At 72.6% G+C, this 17,270-nt stretch carries 19 protein-coding genes; 10 read left to right on the top strand and 9 right to left on the bottom strand.

Annotated features, from left to right (window positions below):
- Positions 1–27: 27 nt before the first annotated feature.
- A complete protein-coding gene (locus OCS65_RS17135; RefSeq protein ID WP_006948285.1) occupies positions 28–1,014 on the top strand; it encodes a TerC family protein in 987 nt (328 codons plus the stop codon).
- A 26-nt stretch (positions 1,015–1,040) separates the two neighbouring features.
- Here OCS65_RS17135 and OCS65_RS17130 read toward each other — a convergent pair whose 3' ends face one another.
- Both OCS65_RS17130 and OCS65_RS17125 read right to left on the bottom strand, forming a co-directional pair.
- A complete protein-coding gene (locus OCS65_RS17130; protein WP_050035110.1) occupies positions 1,041–1,325 on the bottom strand; it encodes a YciI family protein in 285 nt (94 codons plus the stop codon).
- A gap of 40 nt (positions 1,326–1,365) precedes the next feature.
- The gene (locus OCS65_RS17125; RefSeq protein WP_170914076.1) at positions 1,366–1,893 is read right to left on the bottom strand and encodes an amino-acid N-acetyltransferase; all 528 of its coding nucleotides are present in this window, start codon (positions 1,891–1,893) and stop codon (positions 1,366–1,368) included.
- A gap of 132 nt (positions 1,894–2,025) precedes the next feature.
- Between OCS65_RS17125 and pgsA the strand changes: the two genes are divergently transcribed.
- The 5 genes from pgsA to pspM all read left to right on the top strand — a co-directional run bounded on the left by pgsA (position 2,026) and on the right by pspM (position 5,591).
- Positions 2,026–2,682: a CDP-diacylglycerol--glycerol-3-phosphate 3-phosphatidyltransferase gene (pgsA, locus tag OCS65_RS17120; RefSeq protein WP_006948282.1), complete on the top strand. Its 657-nt coding sequence runs from the start codon at positions 2,026–2,028 to the stop codon at positions 2,680–2,682.
- A gap of 4 nt (positions 2,683–2,686) precedes the next feature.
- Positions 2,687–3,187 carry a CinA family protein gene (locus OCS65_RS17115; RefSeq protein WP_050035111.1) on the top strand — a complete coding sequence of 167 codons (501 nt, stop codon included), beginning with the start codon at positions 2,687–2,689 and terminating at the stop codon, positions 3,185–3,187.
- Between the two features lie 145 nt (positions 3,188–3,332).
- Positions 3,333–3,731, top strand: coding sequence for a helix-turn-helix domain-containing protein (locus OCS65_RS17110; protein ID WP_006948280.1), 399 nt, complete (start codon positions 3,333–3,335; stop codon positions 3,729–3,731).
- 194 nt (positions 3,732–3,925) lie between these two features.
- A complete protein-coding gene (locus OCS65_RS17105; protein WP_003935651.1) occupies positions 3,926–4,741 on the top strand; it encodes a PspA/IM30 family protein in 816 nt (271 codons plus the stop codon).
- A 40-nt stretch (positions 4,742–4,781) separates the two neighbouring features.
- A complete protein-coding gene (gene pspM, locus OCS65_RS17100) occupies positions 4,782–5,591 on the top strand; it encodes a phage shock envelope stress response protein PspM (protein WP_251550871.1) in 810 nt (269 codons plus the stop codon).
- Between the two features lie 15 nt (positions 5,592–5,606).
- Here pspM and OCS65_RS17095 read toward each other — a convergent pair whose 3' ends face one another.
- The 3 genes from OCS65_RS17095 to OCS65_RS17085 are packed head-to-tail and all read right to left on the bottom strand — an operon-like array spanning position 5,607 to position 7,508.
- On the bottom strand, positions 5,607–6,212 hold the full coding sequence (locus OCS65_RS17095) for an energy-coupling factor transporter transmembrane component T family protein (RefSeq protein WP_006948278.1): 606 nt from the start codon (positions 6,210–6,212) through the stop codon (positions 5,607–5,609).
- Positions 6,209–6,889, bottom strand: coding sequence for an energy-coupling factor ABC transporter ATP-binding protein (locus OCS65_RS17090; protein WP_029543325.1), 681 nt, complete (start codon positions 6,887–6,889; stop codon positions 6,209–6,211). The genes OCS65_RS17095 and OCS65_RS17090 overlap by 4 nt, the downstream gene beginning before the upstream one ends.
- Positions 6,890–6,911: 22 nt before the next feature.
- Positions 6,912–7,508, bottom strand: coding sequence for a biotin transporter BioY (locus tag OCS65_RS17085; protein ID WP_006948276.1), 597 nt, complete (start codon positions 7,506–7,508; stop codon positions 6,912–6,914).
- Between the two features lie 217 nt (positions 7,509–7,725).
- Here OCS65_RS17085 and OCS65_RS17080 point away from each other — a divergent pair, with 217 nt between their 5' ends.
- Positions 7,726–7,899, top strand: coding sequence for a hypothetical protein (locus tag OCS65_RS17080; protein ID WP_029543328.1), 174 nt, complete (start codon positions 7,726–7,728; stop codon positions 7,897–7,899).
- A gap of 15 nt (positions 7,900–7,914) precedes the next feature.
- On the opposite strand, the gene OCS65_RS17075 is transcribed toward OCS65_RS17080, so the two are convergent.
- Together OCS65_RS17075 and OCS65_RS17070 are read right to left on the bottom strand one after the other, a co-directional pair.
- Positions 7,915–10,431: a bifunctional lysylphosphatidylglycerol flippase/synthetase MprF gene (locus tag OCS65_RS17075; protein WP_185712715.1), complete on the bottom strand. Its 2,517-nt coding sequence runs from the start codon at positions 10,429–10,431 to the stop codon at positions 7,915–7,917.
- On the bottom strand, positions 10,428–11,762 hold the full coding sequence (locus tag OCS65_RS17070; RefSeq protein WP_029543331.1) for an alpha/beta hydrolase: 1,335 nt from the start codon (positions 11,760–11,762) through the stop codon (positions 10,428–10,430). The genes OCS65_RS17075 and OCS65_RS17070 overlap by 4 nt, the downstream gene beginning before the upstream one ends.
- 57 nt (positions 11,763–11,819) lie before the next feature.
- Between OCS65_RS17070 and OCS65_RS17065 the strand changes: the two genes are divergently transcribed.
- Positions 11,820–12,539, top strand: coding sequence for a PIG-L deacetylase family protein (locus tag OCS65_RS17065; RefSeq protein ID WP_006948272.1), 720 nt, complete (start codon positions 11,820–11,822; stop codon positions 12,537–12,539).
- Here OCS65_RS17065 and OCS65_RS17060 read toward each other — a convergent pair.
- Together OCS65_RS17060 and OCS65_RS17055 are read right to left on the bottom strand one after the other, a co-directional pair.
- Positions 12,521–13,426 carry a diacylglycerol kinase gene (locus OCS65_RS17060; RefSeq protein WP_006948271.1) on the bottom strand — a complete coding sequence of 302 codons (906 nt, stop codon included), beginning with the start codon at positions 13,424–13,426 and terminating at the stop codon, positions 12,521–12,523. The two genes, OCS65_RS17065 and OCS65_RS17060, sit on opposite strands and share 19 nt — an antisense overlap.
- Positions 13,423–15,045 carry an FAD-binding oxidoreductase gene (locus OCS65_RS17055; RefSeq protein ID WP_044476648.1) on the bottom strand — a complete coding sequence of 541 codons (1,623 nt, stop codon included), beginning with the start codon at positions 15,043–15,045 and terminating at the stop codon, positions 13,423–13,425. The genes OCS65_RS17060 and OCS65_RS17055 overlap by 4 nt, the downstream gene beginning before the upstream one ends.
- Positions 15,046–15,065: 20 nt before the next feature.
- Here OCS65_RS17055 and OCS65_RS17050 point away from each other — a divergent pair, with 20 nt between their 5' ends.
- Positions 15,066–15,683, top strand: a complete 618-nt coding sequence (locus OCS65_RS17050; protein ID WP_065922631.1) for a TetR/AcrR family transcriptional regulator — start codon at positions 15,066–15,068, stop codon at positions 15,681–15,683.
- Positions 15,680–17,215: a glycerol-3-phosphate dehydrogenase/oxidase gene (locus OCS65_RS17045; RefSeq protein ID WP_050035117.1), complete on the top strand. Its 1,536-nt coding sequence runs from the start codon at positions 15,680–15,682 to the stop codon at positions 17,213–17,215. Before OCS65_RS17050 ends, OCS65_RS17045 begins: the two co-directional genes overlap by 4 nt.
- Positions 17,216–17,270: the final 55 nt, after the last annotated feature.

Raw genomic sequence — 17,270 nt, 5'->3', positions numbered from 1 at the left:
CTGTACCTACCGGAGGAATATCTGCCGATGCATGTCACCCCGCTCACCTGGATCGTCACCATCCTGGTGATTCTCGGGCTCTTCGTCTTCGACTTCTACGCCCACGTCCGCAAACCGCACGCGCCGTCGCTGCGCGAGTCAGGCTTCTGGTCGGCGGTGTTCATCGGCCTCGCCGTGGTGTTCGGCGTCGTGGTGTTCGCGATCTGGGGGCCGACGTACGGCGGTGAGTACTTCGCCGGTTACGTCACCGAGAAGGCCCTCAGCGTCGACAACCTGTTCGTGTTCGTCATCATCATGTCGACCTTCGCGGTGCCGCGCGAGTACCAGCAGAAGGTGCTCACGATCGGCATCGTCCTGGCGCTCGTGATGCGCGGGGCGTTCATCGCCGTGGGTGCCGCGGCCATCAACGCCTACAGCTGGGTGTTCTACCTGTTCGGGGCATTCCTCATCTACACCGCGATCAAGCTGATCCGCGAGCACGGAGACGAGGTCGAGCACGAGAAGGAGCGGGAGAACCGCATCGTCTCGCTGGTCCGCAAGGTGTACCCGACCACCGACGAGTACCACGGCGACAAGCTGTTCACCCGGATCGACGGCAAGCGCTTCGCCACCCCGATGCTGCTCGCCCTCGCCGCCATCGGCTTCACCGACATCCTGTTCGCGCTCGACTCGATCCCGGCGATCTACGGCCTCACCAGCGAGCCCTACCTGGTGTTCACCGCCAACGCGTTCGCCCTGATGGGCCTGCGGCAGCTGTTCTTCCTCATCGGCGGTCTGCTCGAGCGGTTGGTCTATCTGTCCTACGGCCTGTCCGTGATCCTCGCGTTCATCGGTGTCAAGCTGGTGCTGCACGCGCTGCACGAGAACACCCTGTCGTTCGTCAACGGCGGTGAGCACGTCGCGGTGCCGGAGATCTCGACCTGGCTGTCGCTGGGCGTGATCGTCGGCGTGCTGGTGGTGACGACCGTCGCGAGCCTGCTCAAGACGCGCAGCGAGAAGGCCGACCTCACCTGACCTTCCCGCCGCGCCGGTGACGGGCGTCAGTCGTTGAAGACGCCCATCACCGGGAGCCACTGCGTGATCCGGACCTCGTCGAGCAGCCCCTGACGGGCGAACGGATCCTGAGCCATGACCTCCCGCACCGCGGGCTCGTCCGCGGCCTCGACGAGGATCAGTGCGCCGGACCCGTCGGCCCACGGGCCGGTCGCGCGCACCGTCCCGGCCTCGACGAGTTCGCCGAGCCAGCCGCGGTGGGCGGGCCGGTGCTCGTTGCGGCCGCTCGCGGTGGCCTCGGAGTAGGTGTACTCGACGGCGAACAGGGGCATGGGTCCTCGCATTCGTGACAGGTGGGCGGAAGGGGGCGGCTCAGAGCGTGAGCAGCATCCGGGTGTTTCCGAGGGTGTTCGGTTTGACGTAGCTCAGATCCAGGAACTCGGCGACACCGGTGTCGTACGAGCGGCACATCTCCGCGTACACCTCGGCGGTGACGGGTGTGCCGTCGATCTCGGTGAATCCGTGCCGGCCGAAGAACTCGACCTCGAACGTGAGCACGAACAGCCGTTCGAGTTCGAGTTCGCGGGCGACGTCGATCAGGCGGGACACCACGAGATGGCCGACCCCGCGACCCTTGACCCGGGGATCCACCGCGACGGTCCGGATCTCGCCCAGGTCGGACCACAGCACGTGCAGGGCCCCGCAGCCGACCACGGTGCCCGCCGTCTCGGCCACCCAGAACTCCTGCACGGCCTCGTACAGCGTGACGAGGTTCTTCTCCAGGAGGATCTTGCCCGAGTAGATGTCGACCAGCCGCTTGATCTCCGGAATGTCGCCGGTTCGCGCACGTCGTACGAGGATGCGGTCGTGAGTCTCCTGGTCCGTCGTCCGCGAAGTCATAGTGGTGAACAGTAGCCGGTCGCTCTACCGATATTGTGTCCGTGTGCCGGTCGGATCCCCATGCTCACGTGTCGCCCCGGCGGACCCGGGTCCGCCTCGTCCTGCGGCGACGTCCGTGGCGCGGAGGCCGGCGTGAGCGCGCCGCATCCGGAGGTGGCCGGAACCGGCGGTGCGGCGGCGGCTCCCGGGCCGCATGCCCCCGCGGCCGCGGAGCCGGTCCCGCTGTGGAACATCGCCAACATCCTCACCATGCTGCGGATCGTTCTGGTGCCGGTCTTCCTTCTGGTGCTGTTCGTCGGCGACGGTCACGACGTCGCGTGGCGCATCGCCGCGACGGGTGTGTTCGCCGTCGCGGCGATCACGGACCGCATCGACGGACAGCTCGCCCGCAAGTACGGACTCGTGACCGATTTCGGCAAGCTCGCCGATCCGATCGCCGACAAGGCGCTCATCGGCGCCGCCCTCGTGGGCCTGTCGCTGCTCGGTGACCTGTCGTGGTGGGTGACCGGCATCATCGCGGCCCGCGAGCTCGGCGTCACGGCGCTGCGCTTCTTCGTGCTGCGGCACGCGGTGATCCCCGCCAGCCGCGGCGGGAAGGCCAAGACCCTGGTCCAGACGCTCGCGATCGTGCTGTACCTGCTCCCGCTGCCGGAGGCGGCGATGCCCTTCGCCGTCGCCCTCATGGGACTCGCGGTGATCCTGACGGTGGGCACCGGCATCGACTACGTGGTCCAGGCGGCGCGACTGCGCGCCGGGGTGCACCGCGTCGAACAACAGCACGGGGAGTGAGGCGGTGCCCGACCCGCTCGTTCCCGGCACCGCGGCCGCGGAACTGGTCGCGACCCTGGCCGCGCGGCGGCAGACGGTGGCCACGGCCGAATCACTCACGGCCGGGCTGATTGCGGCGACGATCGCCGGGGTACCCGGCGCCAGCGTGGTGCTGCGCGGGGGGCTGATCGTCTACGCCACCGACCTCAAGTCCACCCTGGGCGGCGTGGACCCGGAACGGCTCGTGGCGGACGGGCCGGTCTCCGAGTCCACCGCCGCGGCCCTGGCCGAGGGCGCAGCGGCTCGCTGCGGAGCGACGTGGGGCGTGGGCATCACCGGCGTGGCCGGACCGGACCCGCAGGACGGGCACCCGCCGGGCACGCTGTATCTCGGGATCGCCGGGCCGGGCGGCACGGTGGTCACCCGCCCGCCGGTGCGCGGGGACCGGTGGGACATCCGGGCCGGGGCTGCCCGTGCCGCCGTGTCGGGCCTACTCACCCGCGTGCGCGGCGCCGCGGGGATGTAGTGTCTTGACACCGCGGTACCGGTGGCAGCCGGACCCGTGCGGAGCCGCGCCCGGCAGGGTTTTCGTGCCCGGGCGGGGAGCCGGGAACCCGGCGACGTGCGTCGTGCGTTGACGGGTTGAGCGACGACGGACGAAGGAGGATGGGATGGCGCTGTTGTTGCGTGAGGCAATCGGTGACAGTCTTCGGCGCACCCGCGTTTCGCAGAGCCGCACCCTGCGTGAGGTCTCCAGCAGCGCCCGGGTCAGCCTCGGCTACCTCTCCGAGATCGAACGCGGGCGCAAGGAGGCGTCGAGCGAACTGCTCGCCGCGATCTGCGACGCCCTCGACGTCCCCTTGTCCGACGTGCTCTTCGACGTCAGCGAGTCGCTTGCCGATGCGGTTCCCGCCCGCGGCCGGACCCCGGTCGGGGCGGCGGCAGGTCTCGGGGCCGAGCCGAAGTCCCGGGACTCGGACGCCCGCGCCGCCGAGCACGCGGCGCTCGTGGCGCAGGACACGCGTGTGGTGATCCCGCCGCCGGCGGCACGCGCGCTGGCCGCCGCATAACATGGAGGACGGACCGCGCCGGCCTGGCCGGACGCGGCCGAAAGCGACACAATTCGGGTCACCACCGGGGGGTGGCTCGGGACACACGGCGGCCGGGTACGCGGGGATCACACGGCCGACCGGAAACGGTGCGCGAGGGCCGCGCACCGGGTCGCGTTCGCCGCGGCGTACCAGATGGAGGCAGGATCACTCCCATGGCTAATCCGTTCGTCAAGGGTTGGAAGTACCTGATGGCGCTCTTCAACTCGAAGATCGATGAGAAGGCCGATCCGAAGGTCCAGATTCAGCAGGCGATCGAGGACGCGCAGCGCCAGCACCAGGCACTGTCCCAGCAGGCCGCGTCCGTCATCGGCAATCAGCGTCAGCTCGAGATGAAACTCAACCGTCAGCTCGACGAGGTCGAGAAGCTCAACGCGAGCGCGCGGCAGGCCGTGCTCATGGCGGATCAGGCCAACGCCGCCGGCGACACCGAGAAGGCCATCCAGTACACGAACGCCGCGGAGGCGTTCGCGGCCCAGCTGGTGACCGCCGAGCAGTCCGTCGAGGATCTGAAGGTGCTGCACGATCAGTCCCTGCAGGCCGCGGCGCAGGCGAAGAAGGCCGTCGAGCAGAACGCGATGGCTCTCCAGCAGAAGGTGGCCGAGCGCACCAAGCTGCTCAGCCAGCTCGAGCAGGCCAAGATGCAGGAGCGCGTGAGCGAGTCCCTGCGCTCGATGGACTCGACGCTCGCCGCGCCCGGCACCACGCCGAGTCTCGACGCGGTCCGCGAGAAGATCGAGCGTCGTTACGCCACCGCGCTCGGATCCGCCGAGCTCGCGCAGAACTCGGTGCACGGCCGGATGCTCGAGGTCCAGCAGGCCACCGTCCAGATGGCCGGCCACAGCCGTCTCGAGCAGATCCGGGCCTCCATGAAGGGCGAGGCGCTGCCCGGCGCGGCGGCACCCGCGACCCCCGCGGTCAACCCCACCAAGGAACCGCCGTCGGCGGCGGGAAGCGCCGGCTCGCAGTAGCGCCGGGGTCGATGGCAGACGGCAGAAACGCGGCAACGCAATGAACACACCCGCACGCGGCCGGACCGGACAGTTCCCCGGTCCGGCCGCGGCTGCGCTCCGGGACATGACCGGCAGCGTGGTCGAGGCGGCGCGCCGCTGGAACGACCCCGCGGCCCGGGTGCGCCGCAAGAAGCGCCGCGCCCGCCGGCGTGCCCGCCTGTTCGGCGCAGCCTCCGGAATGAGCGGTGTCGGCACCGCGACGCTGGTGGCCGCGTCGGCCCCCGACTGGACCATCGTCGCCACCGGCGGGACGACCGCCGCGCTCGTCGTGCCCGCCGTGCTGGCGGTGCGTACCTTCCGGCGCCTCGACGCCGTGCCGCTGCCGCCGCCGGCACCCGCCCGCCGGGCCCTGCCGCCGTCGGGTTCCGTCGCGCGGGCCCCGATGGCCCGGCTGGCGAGCGACGAACAGAGCCTCGCCCAGCTGCTGTCGGTGCTGGCTCGTTCCCGCACCGTCGCCGCCGACGACCTCGAGGAGATCGCCGCGGCCGCCCGGGAGGCCTCCGACGCGCTCGAGGCCGTCGCGGTGGATGTGGTCGCGCTCGAATCCGCCGCCCGGGACAGCGCCGCCGCCGGGGCGCACCTCGGGGCGGCCGTCGCGGCCGCCGGACAGCGACTCGACACGGGCGTCGACCAATTCGAGGAACTCGTCGCCGCCGCGGCCCGGCTCGCGTCGGCCCCCGACGGAACCCGTTCGATGGCCCTGCTCGACCGGCAGCGCGCCGAGCTGATCTCGGCCTCGGACCGGCTCGAGAGCTGGGCCCAGTCGTGGCGGGAGATCCGGCAGATCGAGGGCCGCTACCGGTACTGACGTCGCCCCGGTGGCTCAGTCGTCCAGGCCGCGGGCGACGAGGGCCTCGCCCATCGCCTCCGCGGTCAGCAACGCCCCCACGACGACGGGCACCGCCAGGGCCCGCAGCGAGAAGCCGAGCCCGCGGGCCTTGCGTGCCTCGGTCACCTGCGCGACGATCCCGCCGAGCATCGGGACGGCCCGGACGGTCATCACCAGCACGAGGCCGACCCGCTCCGGATCCACGCCGACCCGCCGGAACGGGCCCAGCCCCGCCACGATCGCATCGAGCATGTCGCTCACCCGGGTGGTCAGCGTCACCAGCGCGGCGAGGGCCACGGCAACCAGCAGCTGACCGGACACCACCACCGCCCGCTCCCAGCCGGCGAGCAGCACCTGGAACGCCGCGATCACCACGAGCATCCACAACAGCGGCCGGAGCTGTCGCAGCGCGGGCCGGGGCGGGATCCGCGCCAGCAGGTAGAGCCCGAGCACGACCGCCCCGGCCACCGGCACCTGCCACGGTTGCCGCATCCACACCGTGAGCGCGACGATGAGCACCGCGGTGACCAGCAGCTTCGGGCCCGCGGGCGCCCGGTGCAACGGCGACGCCGCGCGATGGTACAAGCCCAGGGTGCTCACGCGACCAGCCTGCGGTAGTAGTCGATCGCCGGGCCGGGTGTGTCGTCGGCGACGACGCGCCCACCGTCGACGACGAGCACCCGGTCGAAGCCGGTCAGCAGGTCCAGATGGTGGGTGACCACCACCAGTTGCTGCTCGAGGGCGGCGAAGGTCCGCGCGATCAGCCGGGCGTTGCGCAGATCCAGCAGCGTGGTGGGCTCGTCCGCCACCAGCACCTGCGGATCGGTGACCATGATCGCCGCGAGGGCCAGGAGCTGCTTCTGCCCGCCGGAGAGCAGGTGACTCGGGTGGTCGTGGTGCCCGGCCAGCCCGAAGTCGGCGAGTACCCGCCGTACCCGCTCCGCGCGCTCGGCCTTGCTCAGTCCGCTGCGGCGCAGGGAGAAGGCGACGTCTTCCGCGACCGTGGGCATCACGATCTGATGGTCGGGATCGGTGAAGACGAATCCCACGCGCCGGCGCACCTCGCGGGCCTTGCGGGCGGTGTCCAGGCCGTCCACCGTGACCGTGCCGGAGGTCGGGATCACCAGACCGTTGATCATCCGGGCCAGGGTGGACTTGCCGCTGCCGTTGGCGCCGACGATCCCGACGCGGCGCTCGGTGAGGGTCACGTCGATGCCGTCGAGGACGGTGCGCTCACCGTAGGCGTGGCCCACCTGCCGGAAGCGGATCTCGCTCATGCGGTCGTGCCCGGCCCGGCGCTCAGCGCGCGGGGTCGGTGGCCGGGCGTGCCGGTGCGCTCGGGCTGAGCAGGGCCGGGTAGGCGCGGTGCACCTGGGCGGCGACGACCGCCGCGACGACGGCCTTGAGCAGGTCACCGGGCAGGAAGGTGGCGTTCGCGCTCAGCGCCGCCCACAGCGTGAGATCGGTGCGTGCGAGCATGCCGGCGATACCGAAGACGTAGAGCACGACGATGCCACCGAGGACGTTGACGGCGATGCCCGGCAGCACCCGGTAGCGGGGCAGCATGCGCGCCGAGAGCCAGCCGATCACCGCGACGGCGGGAAGCCAGCCGAGCAGGAAGCCGACCGTCGGGCCGGCCAGCGCCGTGAGGGTCGTGCGTCCCCCGGCGAGCACCGGCAGCGCCAGGCCCAGCACGATCACCGTGGCCACCGACAGCACGCCCTTGCGGACGCCGAGCAGCGCCCCGGCGAGCATCACGCCCAGCGTCTGCAGCGTGATCGGCACGCCCGACGAGCCGACGGTGATCTGCCCGGGCAGACCCAGAGCGATGATCAGGGCGGCGAACACGGCGATCTGCGCCAGGTCGCGGGCGGGCGTGCGGCGGGTCGAGGACACGATTCTCAGCCTTCTGACGAGGGGACCGAACCTGTCGAGGGTATGTCGCCGCGGCGTGCTCCTTCTCACCACCCCGCTCCGGGCCGGCCCCCGAACAGGGCCGCACCGGCCTCCGGGTAACCACCCATCTTTCCCTGATCTCTGCGTTGACCTGGTGTTTTTCCGACCGTGGGGTGTCACGATCGACAACGAACGGCAACGACGCAAGGAGAAGACGATGTTCTGGAAGATCGTGGGTGTGGTGGCGCTGGTGTGGATCGCCCTCGTGGTGGTCGGGGCGCTCGCGGAGCACCTGTTCGGGATTCTCGTGGTGAGCGCGCTGATCTTCGGCGGCTACATGCTGTACAAGGCCGTGGCCGGCAGCAAGGACGACCACATCACCCACGTGTGATGTGGTCGCGGCGGCTCAGCGCCGCAGCAACTGTGCGAGCAGCCGGCGACCCTGCCCGAGCGACACGTCGGGCAGATACGCATGACCGACGGCGATGCCGATCGTGGGCAGGGCCGCGGCGTCCGGGAACACCATGTACATGGGCCGGTGCTGCGGCTGGAACTTCGCCTTGAAGGCGAGCAGCGACCGGAAGCCGTAGACCGGCTCGAGGGTGCGGCCCAGCAGGTCGAGCAGCGCGTCGAGCGCGCCGCGGTCGAGCGCGCCGCGGTCGAGGGCGCCGCGGTCGAGGGCGCCGGCCGACGGGTCGGCGCCGGCGAGCGGCGCGCCGGACAGGCTGAGGAACTCGAGGCCCTGTTCCTGCGCGGACATGGCGGCCGAGGCGATGAGGAACTCCATCGCGGGACGGAAGCCGTCGGAGCGGCGGCGCATGAAGTCGAGGGTCAGGCCGACCAGGGCGCCGTCCCGGTAGACCGGCATCCACGACGTCACGGCGTGCACGTGGTCGTCCGCGTCGATCGCCAGGAGCAGCCGCACCTCGGGGTCGCGCAGTTCCTCGAGCCCACCGAGGGTGAAGCCCATCTCGGGGAGGCCCTTGTCGGCGACCCATTCCTCGGAGATCTCGACGATCTGCTCCGTCATCGGCAACGGCGCCTCGGTGAACGTCGTCCACCGCGCCTCCACGCCGTCCTTGGCGGCGCGGTTGAGGGCGGTGCGGACGTCCTGGAACTTCTTGCCCTTGAACGCGAGGCCGGGAAGCGCGACGACCGTCTCCTCGGCCACCCGCAGACAGCTCCAGCCGTGGTCCCGGGCGATCGCGGCGGTGTCCTCCCCGACGGAGTAGAAGCACGGGGTCCAGCCGTTGCCGAGGCAGTACGCGGCGAACTCGTCGATCGCGTTCTCCAGGCCGGCCGGATCACCCACCGGGTCGCCCGTGGTCAGGGCGACACCCGAGTGCACGCGGTAGGCCACGGCGTGCCGGCCGTCCTCGCCGAACCAGTAGTGGTTGCCGGGCCACGTCGTCATCCACGACAGCGAGGTGCCGCCGGGGGAGTGCAGCAGTGCACGCACCCGGTGTTCGTCGCCGGGATCGTGTCCGAGAGCGGGGACCAGGAAGCTCCGGACCATCAACAGGCAGAACGCGGCCCACACCAGCACCCCCACCCACTCGAACAGCAGCGTGGCGGCCGGGGTCAGCGGCAGTACCGGCGGCTCGAACAGCTGCAGATACACGGGTGGGACGAGACGTCGCGGCGCGTCGCGCACCAGCGTGGCGGCGCCGGGGTCGCGGTCGAAGCCGTCGGCGAGCAGCGCCCCCACCACCACGTAGGTGACGAGCGCGGCACCCGCCGCGGCGGCGGTGCCCAGCCACACCCGCGGATACGTCCCGCGCGGGGCGCGCACCCCGAACAGCCGGCGGGTCATCAGCAGCAGCACGAGCACCGCGACGAGGGCCAGCAGCGGAGCGAGTTCCATGTACACCGAGCTGGTGCGGCGGGTGCCGTACAGCAGCGACCGGGTCTCCTCCTGCTCGGTGATCTGCACGACCGCGCTGACGGCGGCCACCGCGATCAGGGCGACGTGCCCCCACACCGAGAGCAGCCACGCGGCGCGGCGGCCCCGGCGCAGTCCCTCCGCTCCCACGAGCAGCACCGCCGACGGCATCAGGTTCATCACCAGCGGTCCGATCCCGGACAGGCGCAGCGCCTGCCGCCCCTTGCGGCACTCGTCGCGCAGGGCCGGGTCGGCGCAGATGTCGACCAGTTCCCGTGCGCTGTACGGGACCTGGTCGAACAACTCCCGCAGCGCCGAGAGCGGCCCGATGGCGTGGGGGGAGAACGCCGCCAGGATCGGGCCGAGGACGCTGGCGGCGACCACCAGCGCCACGAGGGTGCGACGCTCCCGCACGGTGCCGCCGAGCGCCGGGCCCCGGGCCGCGCGGCCGAACAGCACGGGTCCGAGGAACAGGCCTGCCAGCGCCGCGCAGAGCCGCACCACGTCCTGCAGGTGCCCCGCGAACAGGGCGCTCGTCACGAGGAACACCAGCACCAGGGTGCGGATGCGGCGCCGCCACAGCGTGCCCATCGCCGCGGTGGCGGCGAGCAGGGTGCCGAGCACCCACGGCAGGGGATCCTCGGTCAGGTGCCCGTGCAGCTCGAAGCCCCACGAGTTCGGCACGGTCGACGCCAGCAGCGCCACCAGCAGGGCGAGCGCGGCACCCGCACCCTGCGAGAGCGCCGCGGCGAGTGCGAATCTGCGGCTGCCGAGGCGGTTCTCCACCGGCACCGCGACGGCGAGGATCGCCACGCTCGACAGGACGTACTCGCCCAGGCCGGACGCGAAGAGCCCGGACGTCCAGAGCACCCACGGATGCCCCTCGCCGAAGCTACGGGTGCCGAGGGAGACGTCGAGGGCCAGGTCGTGGGACGGCCCGCGCCACACGGACCCGGTGGCGATCGCGAGCACCCACATCGCCGCGAGCAGGGTCAGAGCGACGGGGGCCCGGCGCAGCGCCGCGCCGCTGCGCGCGATCACGGGGCGACGAGGCCGAGTCGGCGGCTGAGCCACGGCAGCTCCTTCTCGAGTCCGGCGGACCACACCGCGAAGCTGTGCGCTCCCGGCAGTTCCGTGAGGTGGACGTCCATGCCGGCGGCCCGGGCCGCCGTCGTGAGTTGTTCGATTCCCGAACGGTATTCGCTGTCGTCGAGGCCCACGACGAACGCCCCTGCCGAGCCGGGGTAGCGGTTGCGGGCCAGCAGGTCGGCAGGGTTGTTCCGCGCGAACGCCTCCGTGTCGCCGCCGAACACCTCGCGGATCGTGCGGTCCCGATCGCCGAGGGTCGGCTCGGCCTGGCCGGAGAAGTCGAGGAACGTGGGGTACACCTCGGGGCGGGCGGTCGCGAGCTGCAACGCGCACGTGCCTCCGTACGAGAGCCCGCCGATCGCCCAGCCCGCCGGATCGTCGTCGACCTGCAGGTGCTCGCGGACCCAGGCGGGCACGTCGAGCGCCAGGTAGGTCGCGGCGTTGCCGAGGCGGGAATCGGCGCACAGCGGGTTGTCGAACTGGCCGCCGGTGCCGTCGGCGAGCACGACGACCGGTGCCAGCCCCTCGTGCCCGGCCGCGAACGCGTCCATGATCTGCGGCAGCCGGCCCCCGATCAGCCAGTCGTCGGTGCTGCCGGGCTGGCCGGCGAGCAGCACCAGCACCGGGAGTTCGGGGCGCGGGTCGGCGAAGTAGGCGGGTGGCAGGTAGATCCGCGCGTCGCGGGCGCGGAATCCCGAGACTGCGCCGGGGATCGGGGTGGTCGTCACCGCGCCGGTCGCGGGCAGATCGGCCGGGGGCGACCAGGTCTCGGACAGCGGCCGCCGAGCGACCGTCGCCGTGGCCGGTGCCAGGGCCGCGTCGAGCGGCACGGTGCGGTAGTCGGTCATGCCGAGGGCGGAACGCACGGTGGGGTAGGCGTCGAACACCGCGTTGATCCGCCCCGCGCCCGCCACCACCACCGCCAGTGCGGCGACGACGAGGCCGGCCGCGACGAGCGGACGCGCCCGGTCCCGGCGGCGGACGAGCCACCGGCCGGCCAGGAGCGCGACGGCGAGGACGGCGACGGCGGTCCACGCGTACACATCCCGAGGCAACCGATCCGGGAACGGTCGCCACACCTGCTCGACGAGCACGGCGGCGAGCACCACCAGCACCAGGGTCAGCGCGACGGCCGTCGGAATCCCCGTCAGGAGCCAGCGGCGGTGCCGTCGCGCGGCCAGGGCGGCCAGGCCCGCGACGGTGAGGACGGTGAACACCACGGCCGCCGCCGTCGTCGTCAACCGCACGTCGAGCGCTGCTTCGACGAGCCCGGACCACGACACGCCGTCCAGTATGCGCGAGGCCCCCACCCCCGCATCGTGATCGGCGATAGTGGACGAATGGAACCGGTACCGGAGGACTGGCAGCGGGCGCTCGTGATCGCCGCGCACCCCGACGACATCGAGTACGGCGCGGCGTCCGCGGTGGCGCGGTGGACCCGACAGGGCAAGGAGGTGCGCTACGTCCTGGCGACCAGCGGCGAGGCCGGCATCGCGGGCCTGCCGCCGGCGGCGTGCGGGCCGCTGCGCGAGCAGGAGGAGCGGGCATCCGCCCGGGTCGTCGGGGTCGAGGTGGTCGAGTTCCTCGGGCATCCCGACGGCCGCCTGGTGGCGGGGCCGGACCTGCGCCGCGATCTTGCGGCGGCGATCCGGCGGCACCGACCCGAGATGGTGGTGACCGGCAATTTCGGGCTCACGTGGTTCCCCGGCGTCCTCAACAGCGCCGACCACCGTGCCCTGGGGCTGAGCGTGCTCGACGCGGTCACCGACGCGGCGAACGAGTGGATCTTCCCGGACCTGGCCGAGCAGGGTCTGCCGCCGTGGCCGGGGGTGCGGTGGGTGGCGGTGAGCACCACGTCTCCCACTCACGGAGTGGACGTCACCGACACCGTCGAGGACGGCGTCGCGTCCCTCGCCGAGCACCGCCGCTATCTCGAGGCACTCGCGCCCACCCCCGTGCTCGACCAGGCCCGGGCGCAGGTGGAGTCGGCCACGGCCGCTCTGCCCGGGTTCGCGGCGGAACGGGCCGCCGGGTTCGAGCTCTACACGTTCGGGGGCTGACCGCCGGGTACGAGGACGACTCCGGCACCGGGCACGGCCTCGACGTCCACGGGCAGCGGTCCGAGCGGTTCGCCGTCCGCGTAGGCGGAGATGCCGGGACACTCGAGCCGCACCCGCCGGGCGCGGTGCACCCTCACCTCGTCCAGGTCGACGTGGGTGCCGCGGTAGACGGTGGGGAACAGGCGCAGCAGGCGGGTCCGGTTGGCCGAGGTCACGATCACGACGTCGAGGAGGCCGTCGTCGAGACGCGCGTCCGGCGCGATGCGCATGCCGCCCCCGTAGGTGGAGGCATTGCCCACGGCCACCATCGTCGCCGCCACGTCGAGGTCGTCGCCGTCCAGCGTGATGCGATACGGCAGCAGGCGGAGATTCGCCAGTTCCGCGACCATCGCGACGTTGTAGCGCAGCCGGCCGCGCGGCCGGCGCATCCGGTTGGCGCGGTCGGTGACCAGGGAGTCGAATCCGCTGGCGAGCACGGTGCCGAACCAGTGGTCCGGCCGCCCGGGCGCCCGGACCCTTCCGAGGTCGATCGTCCGCGTGGCCCCGTCGGCGATCACGTCGGCCGCCGCCACCGGATCCGACGGCACGTGCAGGACGCGGGCGAGGTCGTTGCCGGTCCCGGCCGGGACGATGCCGAGCGGAATCCCGGTCTGCGCGAGCGCCTGCCAGGCGAGCCAGACGAGCCCGTCCCCGCCGACCGCGACGAGTGCCCCGGTTCCCTCGCCGACGGCGTGGCGCACCAGTTCGAGGGAGTGTTCCGGGGTGTCGCCGGCGATCTCGGTGACGCGCAGGCCCCGTTCGCGCAGCCGGGCCGTGGCGGACCTCGTCGCGCGCGCGGTGTGCGGGCCCGCGGCCGGGTTCGTCAGGACGGTGACGGATTCGATCACGGCAGCAGCTTTCCAGGGTTGAGGATGCCGAGCGGGTCGAGTGCGTCCTTGACCGCGCGGAGCAGGCCGGTGCCCAGAGTCCCGATCTCGTCGGCCATCCACGGCCGATGGTCGCGCCCGACCGCGTGGTGGTGGGTGACGGTGCCGCCGGCCGTCATGATCGCGTCCGTGGCGGCGCGCTTGGCCGCCGACCACTGCGTGAGGGGATCGTCCGTCTGCGCGCACACGACGGTGAAGTACAGGGACGCGCCGGTGGGGTAGGTGTGCGAGATGTGGCACAGCACCAGTGGCGGGGTGCCCTGTTCCTGCAGGGAGGCGGTGAGCGCATCGGTCACCGCCGTCCGCAGCCGCGCCAGATTGCTCCACGTGGTGGCGGTTTCGAGGGTCTCGGCGAGTGCCCCGACCCGCAGCAGGGCGTCGCGCAGGTGCGGCGCGTCGAACCGTCCCTGCTCCCAGGCGCGGGCCGGCTCTTCTCCGAGGTCGGTGCCGCCCAGGGTCGAGAGCAGGGCGTCGACCTCCGCGGCGCGGGCTCGTACGTGTTCGGCGGTGCCCTCGACGGTGGTCACGGCCAGGCATCCGGTGGGGGCGGTCGCACCGATGTGTTCGTGCAACGCGAGGTTCGTCGCGGTCTCGGTCTCGTCCGACAGGCGCAGCACGGTGGGGACGGCGCCGGTCTGCACGAGGGTGCGCAGGGCGTCCGCACCCGTGGCGAAGTCGGGAAACGACCAGGCGCGGTGGGCGGTCGCGGCGGGAATCGGGTGAATTCGCACGCCGACCTCGGTGACGATGCCGAACAGGCCCTCGGACCCGAGGAACAGTTGCCGCAGGTCCGGGCCCGCGGCCGAGGCCGGGGCGCGGCCCGCCCGGACGGTACCGCGCGGGGTGGCGACGACGAGGTGCTCGACCATCTCGTCGAACCGGCCGTGGCCCGCGGAGGCCTGGCCGGAGGATCGGGTGACGGCGAACCCGCCCACGGTCGCGTGGCGGAAGCTCTGCGGGAAGTGCCCGAGCGAGAAGCCGTGGGCACCGAGCAGCTCCTCGGCCTGCGGTCCGGTCGCGCCGGCCTGCAGCGTCGCCAGACCGGAGACCGGATCGAGATCGGTGAGCGCGTTCATCCGTTGCAGGTCCACTGCGACGACGGCCTCGAAGCCGTCGCGCACCGGATCCAGCCCGCCGACGACGCTGGTGCCGCCGCCGAACGGCACGACGGCGATCCCCTCGCCCGTGCAGTAGTCGAGTACGGCGAGCACCTCGTCGTGGCTGCCGGGCCGCAGCACCGCGTCGGGACCGTCCTGCGGGCCGGGGTTCTGTCGCCGCAGCAGGTCGAGGGTGCTCTTGCCGCCGGCGTGACGGAGCCGGGCCGCGTCGTCGTCGGCGACGTGTTCCGGACCGACGATGCGCCGCAGGCCCTGGTGGTGCCGGGTGCCCAGCCGGGACGGGGTGAGCCGCACGGCGGTCTCGGGCAGCGAACGGGCGCGCTCGGTGTCCACGCCGAGAGCCTGTCGAAGCAGTGTGCGGACGCCCTCGCCGAGTTCCTTCCGGCGGTCCGCCGTGCCCCACGCGTCCCACTCCATCTCGGCTGCGGCGGTGGGGTGTTGCGGTGTGAACCTCACAGTCATGCGTTACAGTGTTACATACAATGTCTATTCGTAACGATGAGATCCGGTCTTCCGGCCCGCCGGCGGCAACCGTCGAGAACCAGATCCTCGACGCCACCCGCTCGTGCCTGCTCGACTTCGGACTGCGGCGCACCACCCTCGCCGAGGTGGCGCGGCGCGCCGGTGTCAGCCGCCCCACGGTCTATCGTCGCTGGCCCGACACCCGTGCCCTGGTCGCGGACCTTCTCACCCGTGAGATCCGCGCCGTCCTGCCCGATCTCCGCGAAGAGGGGCCCGTCCGGCCGCGCGTCGTGCGGGCCGTCGTGACGGCCGTCGACGAGATCGGCACACATCCGCTGTTCGAGAAGATCCTGCGGTCGGACCCGGACCTGCTCATGACGTACATCGTGGACCGGCTCGGGACCAGCCAGCACGCAGTGCTCGAGGTGCTGACCGGGGCGCTCGTCCTCGGCCAGCGCGACGGCACCGTCCGCGCCGGCGACGTCCGCGCGCTCGCCGCGTTCGTGCTGCTCACCGCCCAGTCCGTGGTGCAGTCCGCCGGGATGGTCACCGAGGTGGTCGACCGGGCGGCCCTGCTGGCCGAGCTGGCGCACGCCGTCGACACCTATCTCGCACCCTCCGGGGAGGATCGCCCGTGACCGGACCCGCCTCCAGTGCCCTCGACGCCGCCCGCCGCCGCCGGGAACTCGACGACCTCGCCGCCCGGCCCACCGTCGACGTGCTCGTCGTCGGCGGCGGTGTCACCGGCGCCGGCGCCGCGCTCGACGCCGCGTCGCGCGGCCTGAGCGTCGTCCTCGTCGAACGGCACGATCTCGCCTTCGGCACCAGCCGGTGGAGTTCGAAGCTCGTCCACGGCGGCCTGCGCTATCTCGCCACCGGGAACATCGGTATCGCCCGCGAAAGTGCCGTCGAGCGGGGAATTCTCATGACCCACACGGCGCCGCACCTGGTGCGCGCGATGCCGCAGCTGGTGCCGCTGCTGCCGTCGGTCGGCCGCGGCGAGGCCGCGCTCGTGCGCACCGGGTTCCTCGCCGGCGACGCCCTGCGGGTCTCCGCGCACACGCCGTCCGCGGTGCTGCCGCGCTCGCGCCGCATCGGCGCGGGGCGCGCCGCCGACCTGGTCCCCGCCGTCCGGCGCGACGGGCTGCGCGGGGGACTGCTCGCCTACGACGGCCAGCTCGTCGACGACGCCCGGCTCGTCGTCGCCCTCGCCCGCACCGCCGCCTCCTACGGCGCCCGCATCCTCACCCGCGTCGACGCCCACTCCGTCACGGCCGACGGCGCCGCCCTGCGCGACACCCTCACAGGCACCGAGGTGCGGGTGACGGCCCGCGCCGTGATCAACGCGGCGGGCGTGTGGGCGGGACAGGTGGATCCGTCGATCCGGCTGCGACCGAGCCGCGGCACCCACCTCGTGCTCGCCGCCGCCGCCCTCGGCAACCCCACGGCCGCGCTCACCGTGCCGATTCCCGGCGCCACCAACCGGTTCGTCTTCGCGCTGCCCGCCCAGCTGGGCCGCATCTATCTGGGACTGACCGACGAGGAGGCGCCCGGCGCGCTGCCCGACGTCCCGCAGGCCACCGACGGTGAGATCGACTTCCTCCTCGACACCGCCAACACCGCCCTCGCCGTGCCCCTGACCCGCAACGACGTCCTCGGCACCTTCGCGGGACTGCGGCCGCTGCTCGACTCCTCCGCGCCGGGTACCGACACCGGCGGCGGCACCGCGGACCTGTCGCGCCGGCACGCGGTCGTGCGCTCCGAGTCCGGTCCGATCGGCATCGTCGGCGGCAAGCTCACCACCTACCGGCGGATGGCGCAGGACGCCGTCGACGCGGCCGTCGAGACGGCCGGACTGCGTGTCGGGCCGTGCCGCACCCAGCGGCTCCCCCTCGTCGGCGCCGCGACTCCTGCCGTGCTGCGCACCGTCGCCGCCCCGGCGAACCTGGTGCGGCGCTACGGCACCGAGGCGGCCCTGCTCGCCGCGGACCCGCGCCGGCTGGAACCGATCGTCCCCGGGCTCGACATTAGCCGCGCCGAACTGGAATTCGCCGTCACCCACGAGGGCGCCCTCGACGTCGACGACATCCTCGACCGCCGCACCCGGATCGGGCTCGTGCCCGGCGACCGGGCCCGGGCGCTCGACGCCGCCGGGGATGTGTCGGCCTGACCGCCGGAGCGTCCGGCCCGGCACTCTTCACGTGCGCGATATTCTGAGACGGCTG

This window comes from Rhodococcus aetherivorans (assembly GCF_025722975.1).
GTDB classification, from domain to species: Bacteria; Actinomycetota; Actinomycetes; order Mycobacteriales; family Mycobacteriaceae; genus Rhodococcus; species Rhodococcus aetherivorans.
The sequence above is the reverse complement of the archived record's forward strand: the minus strand, read 5'-3'. Positions and strand labels throughout refer to the sequence as shown.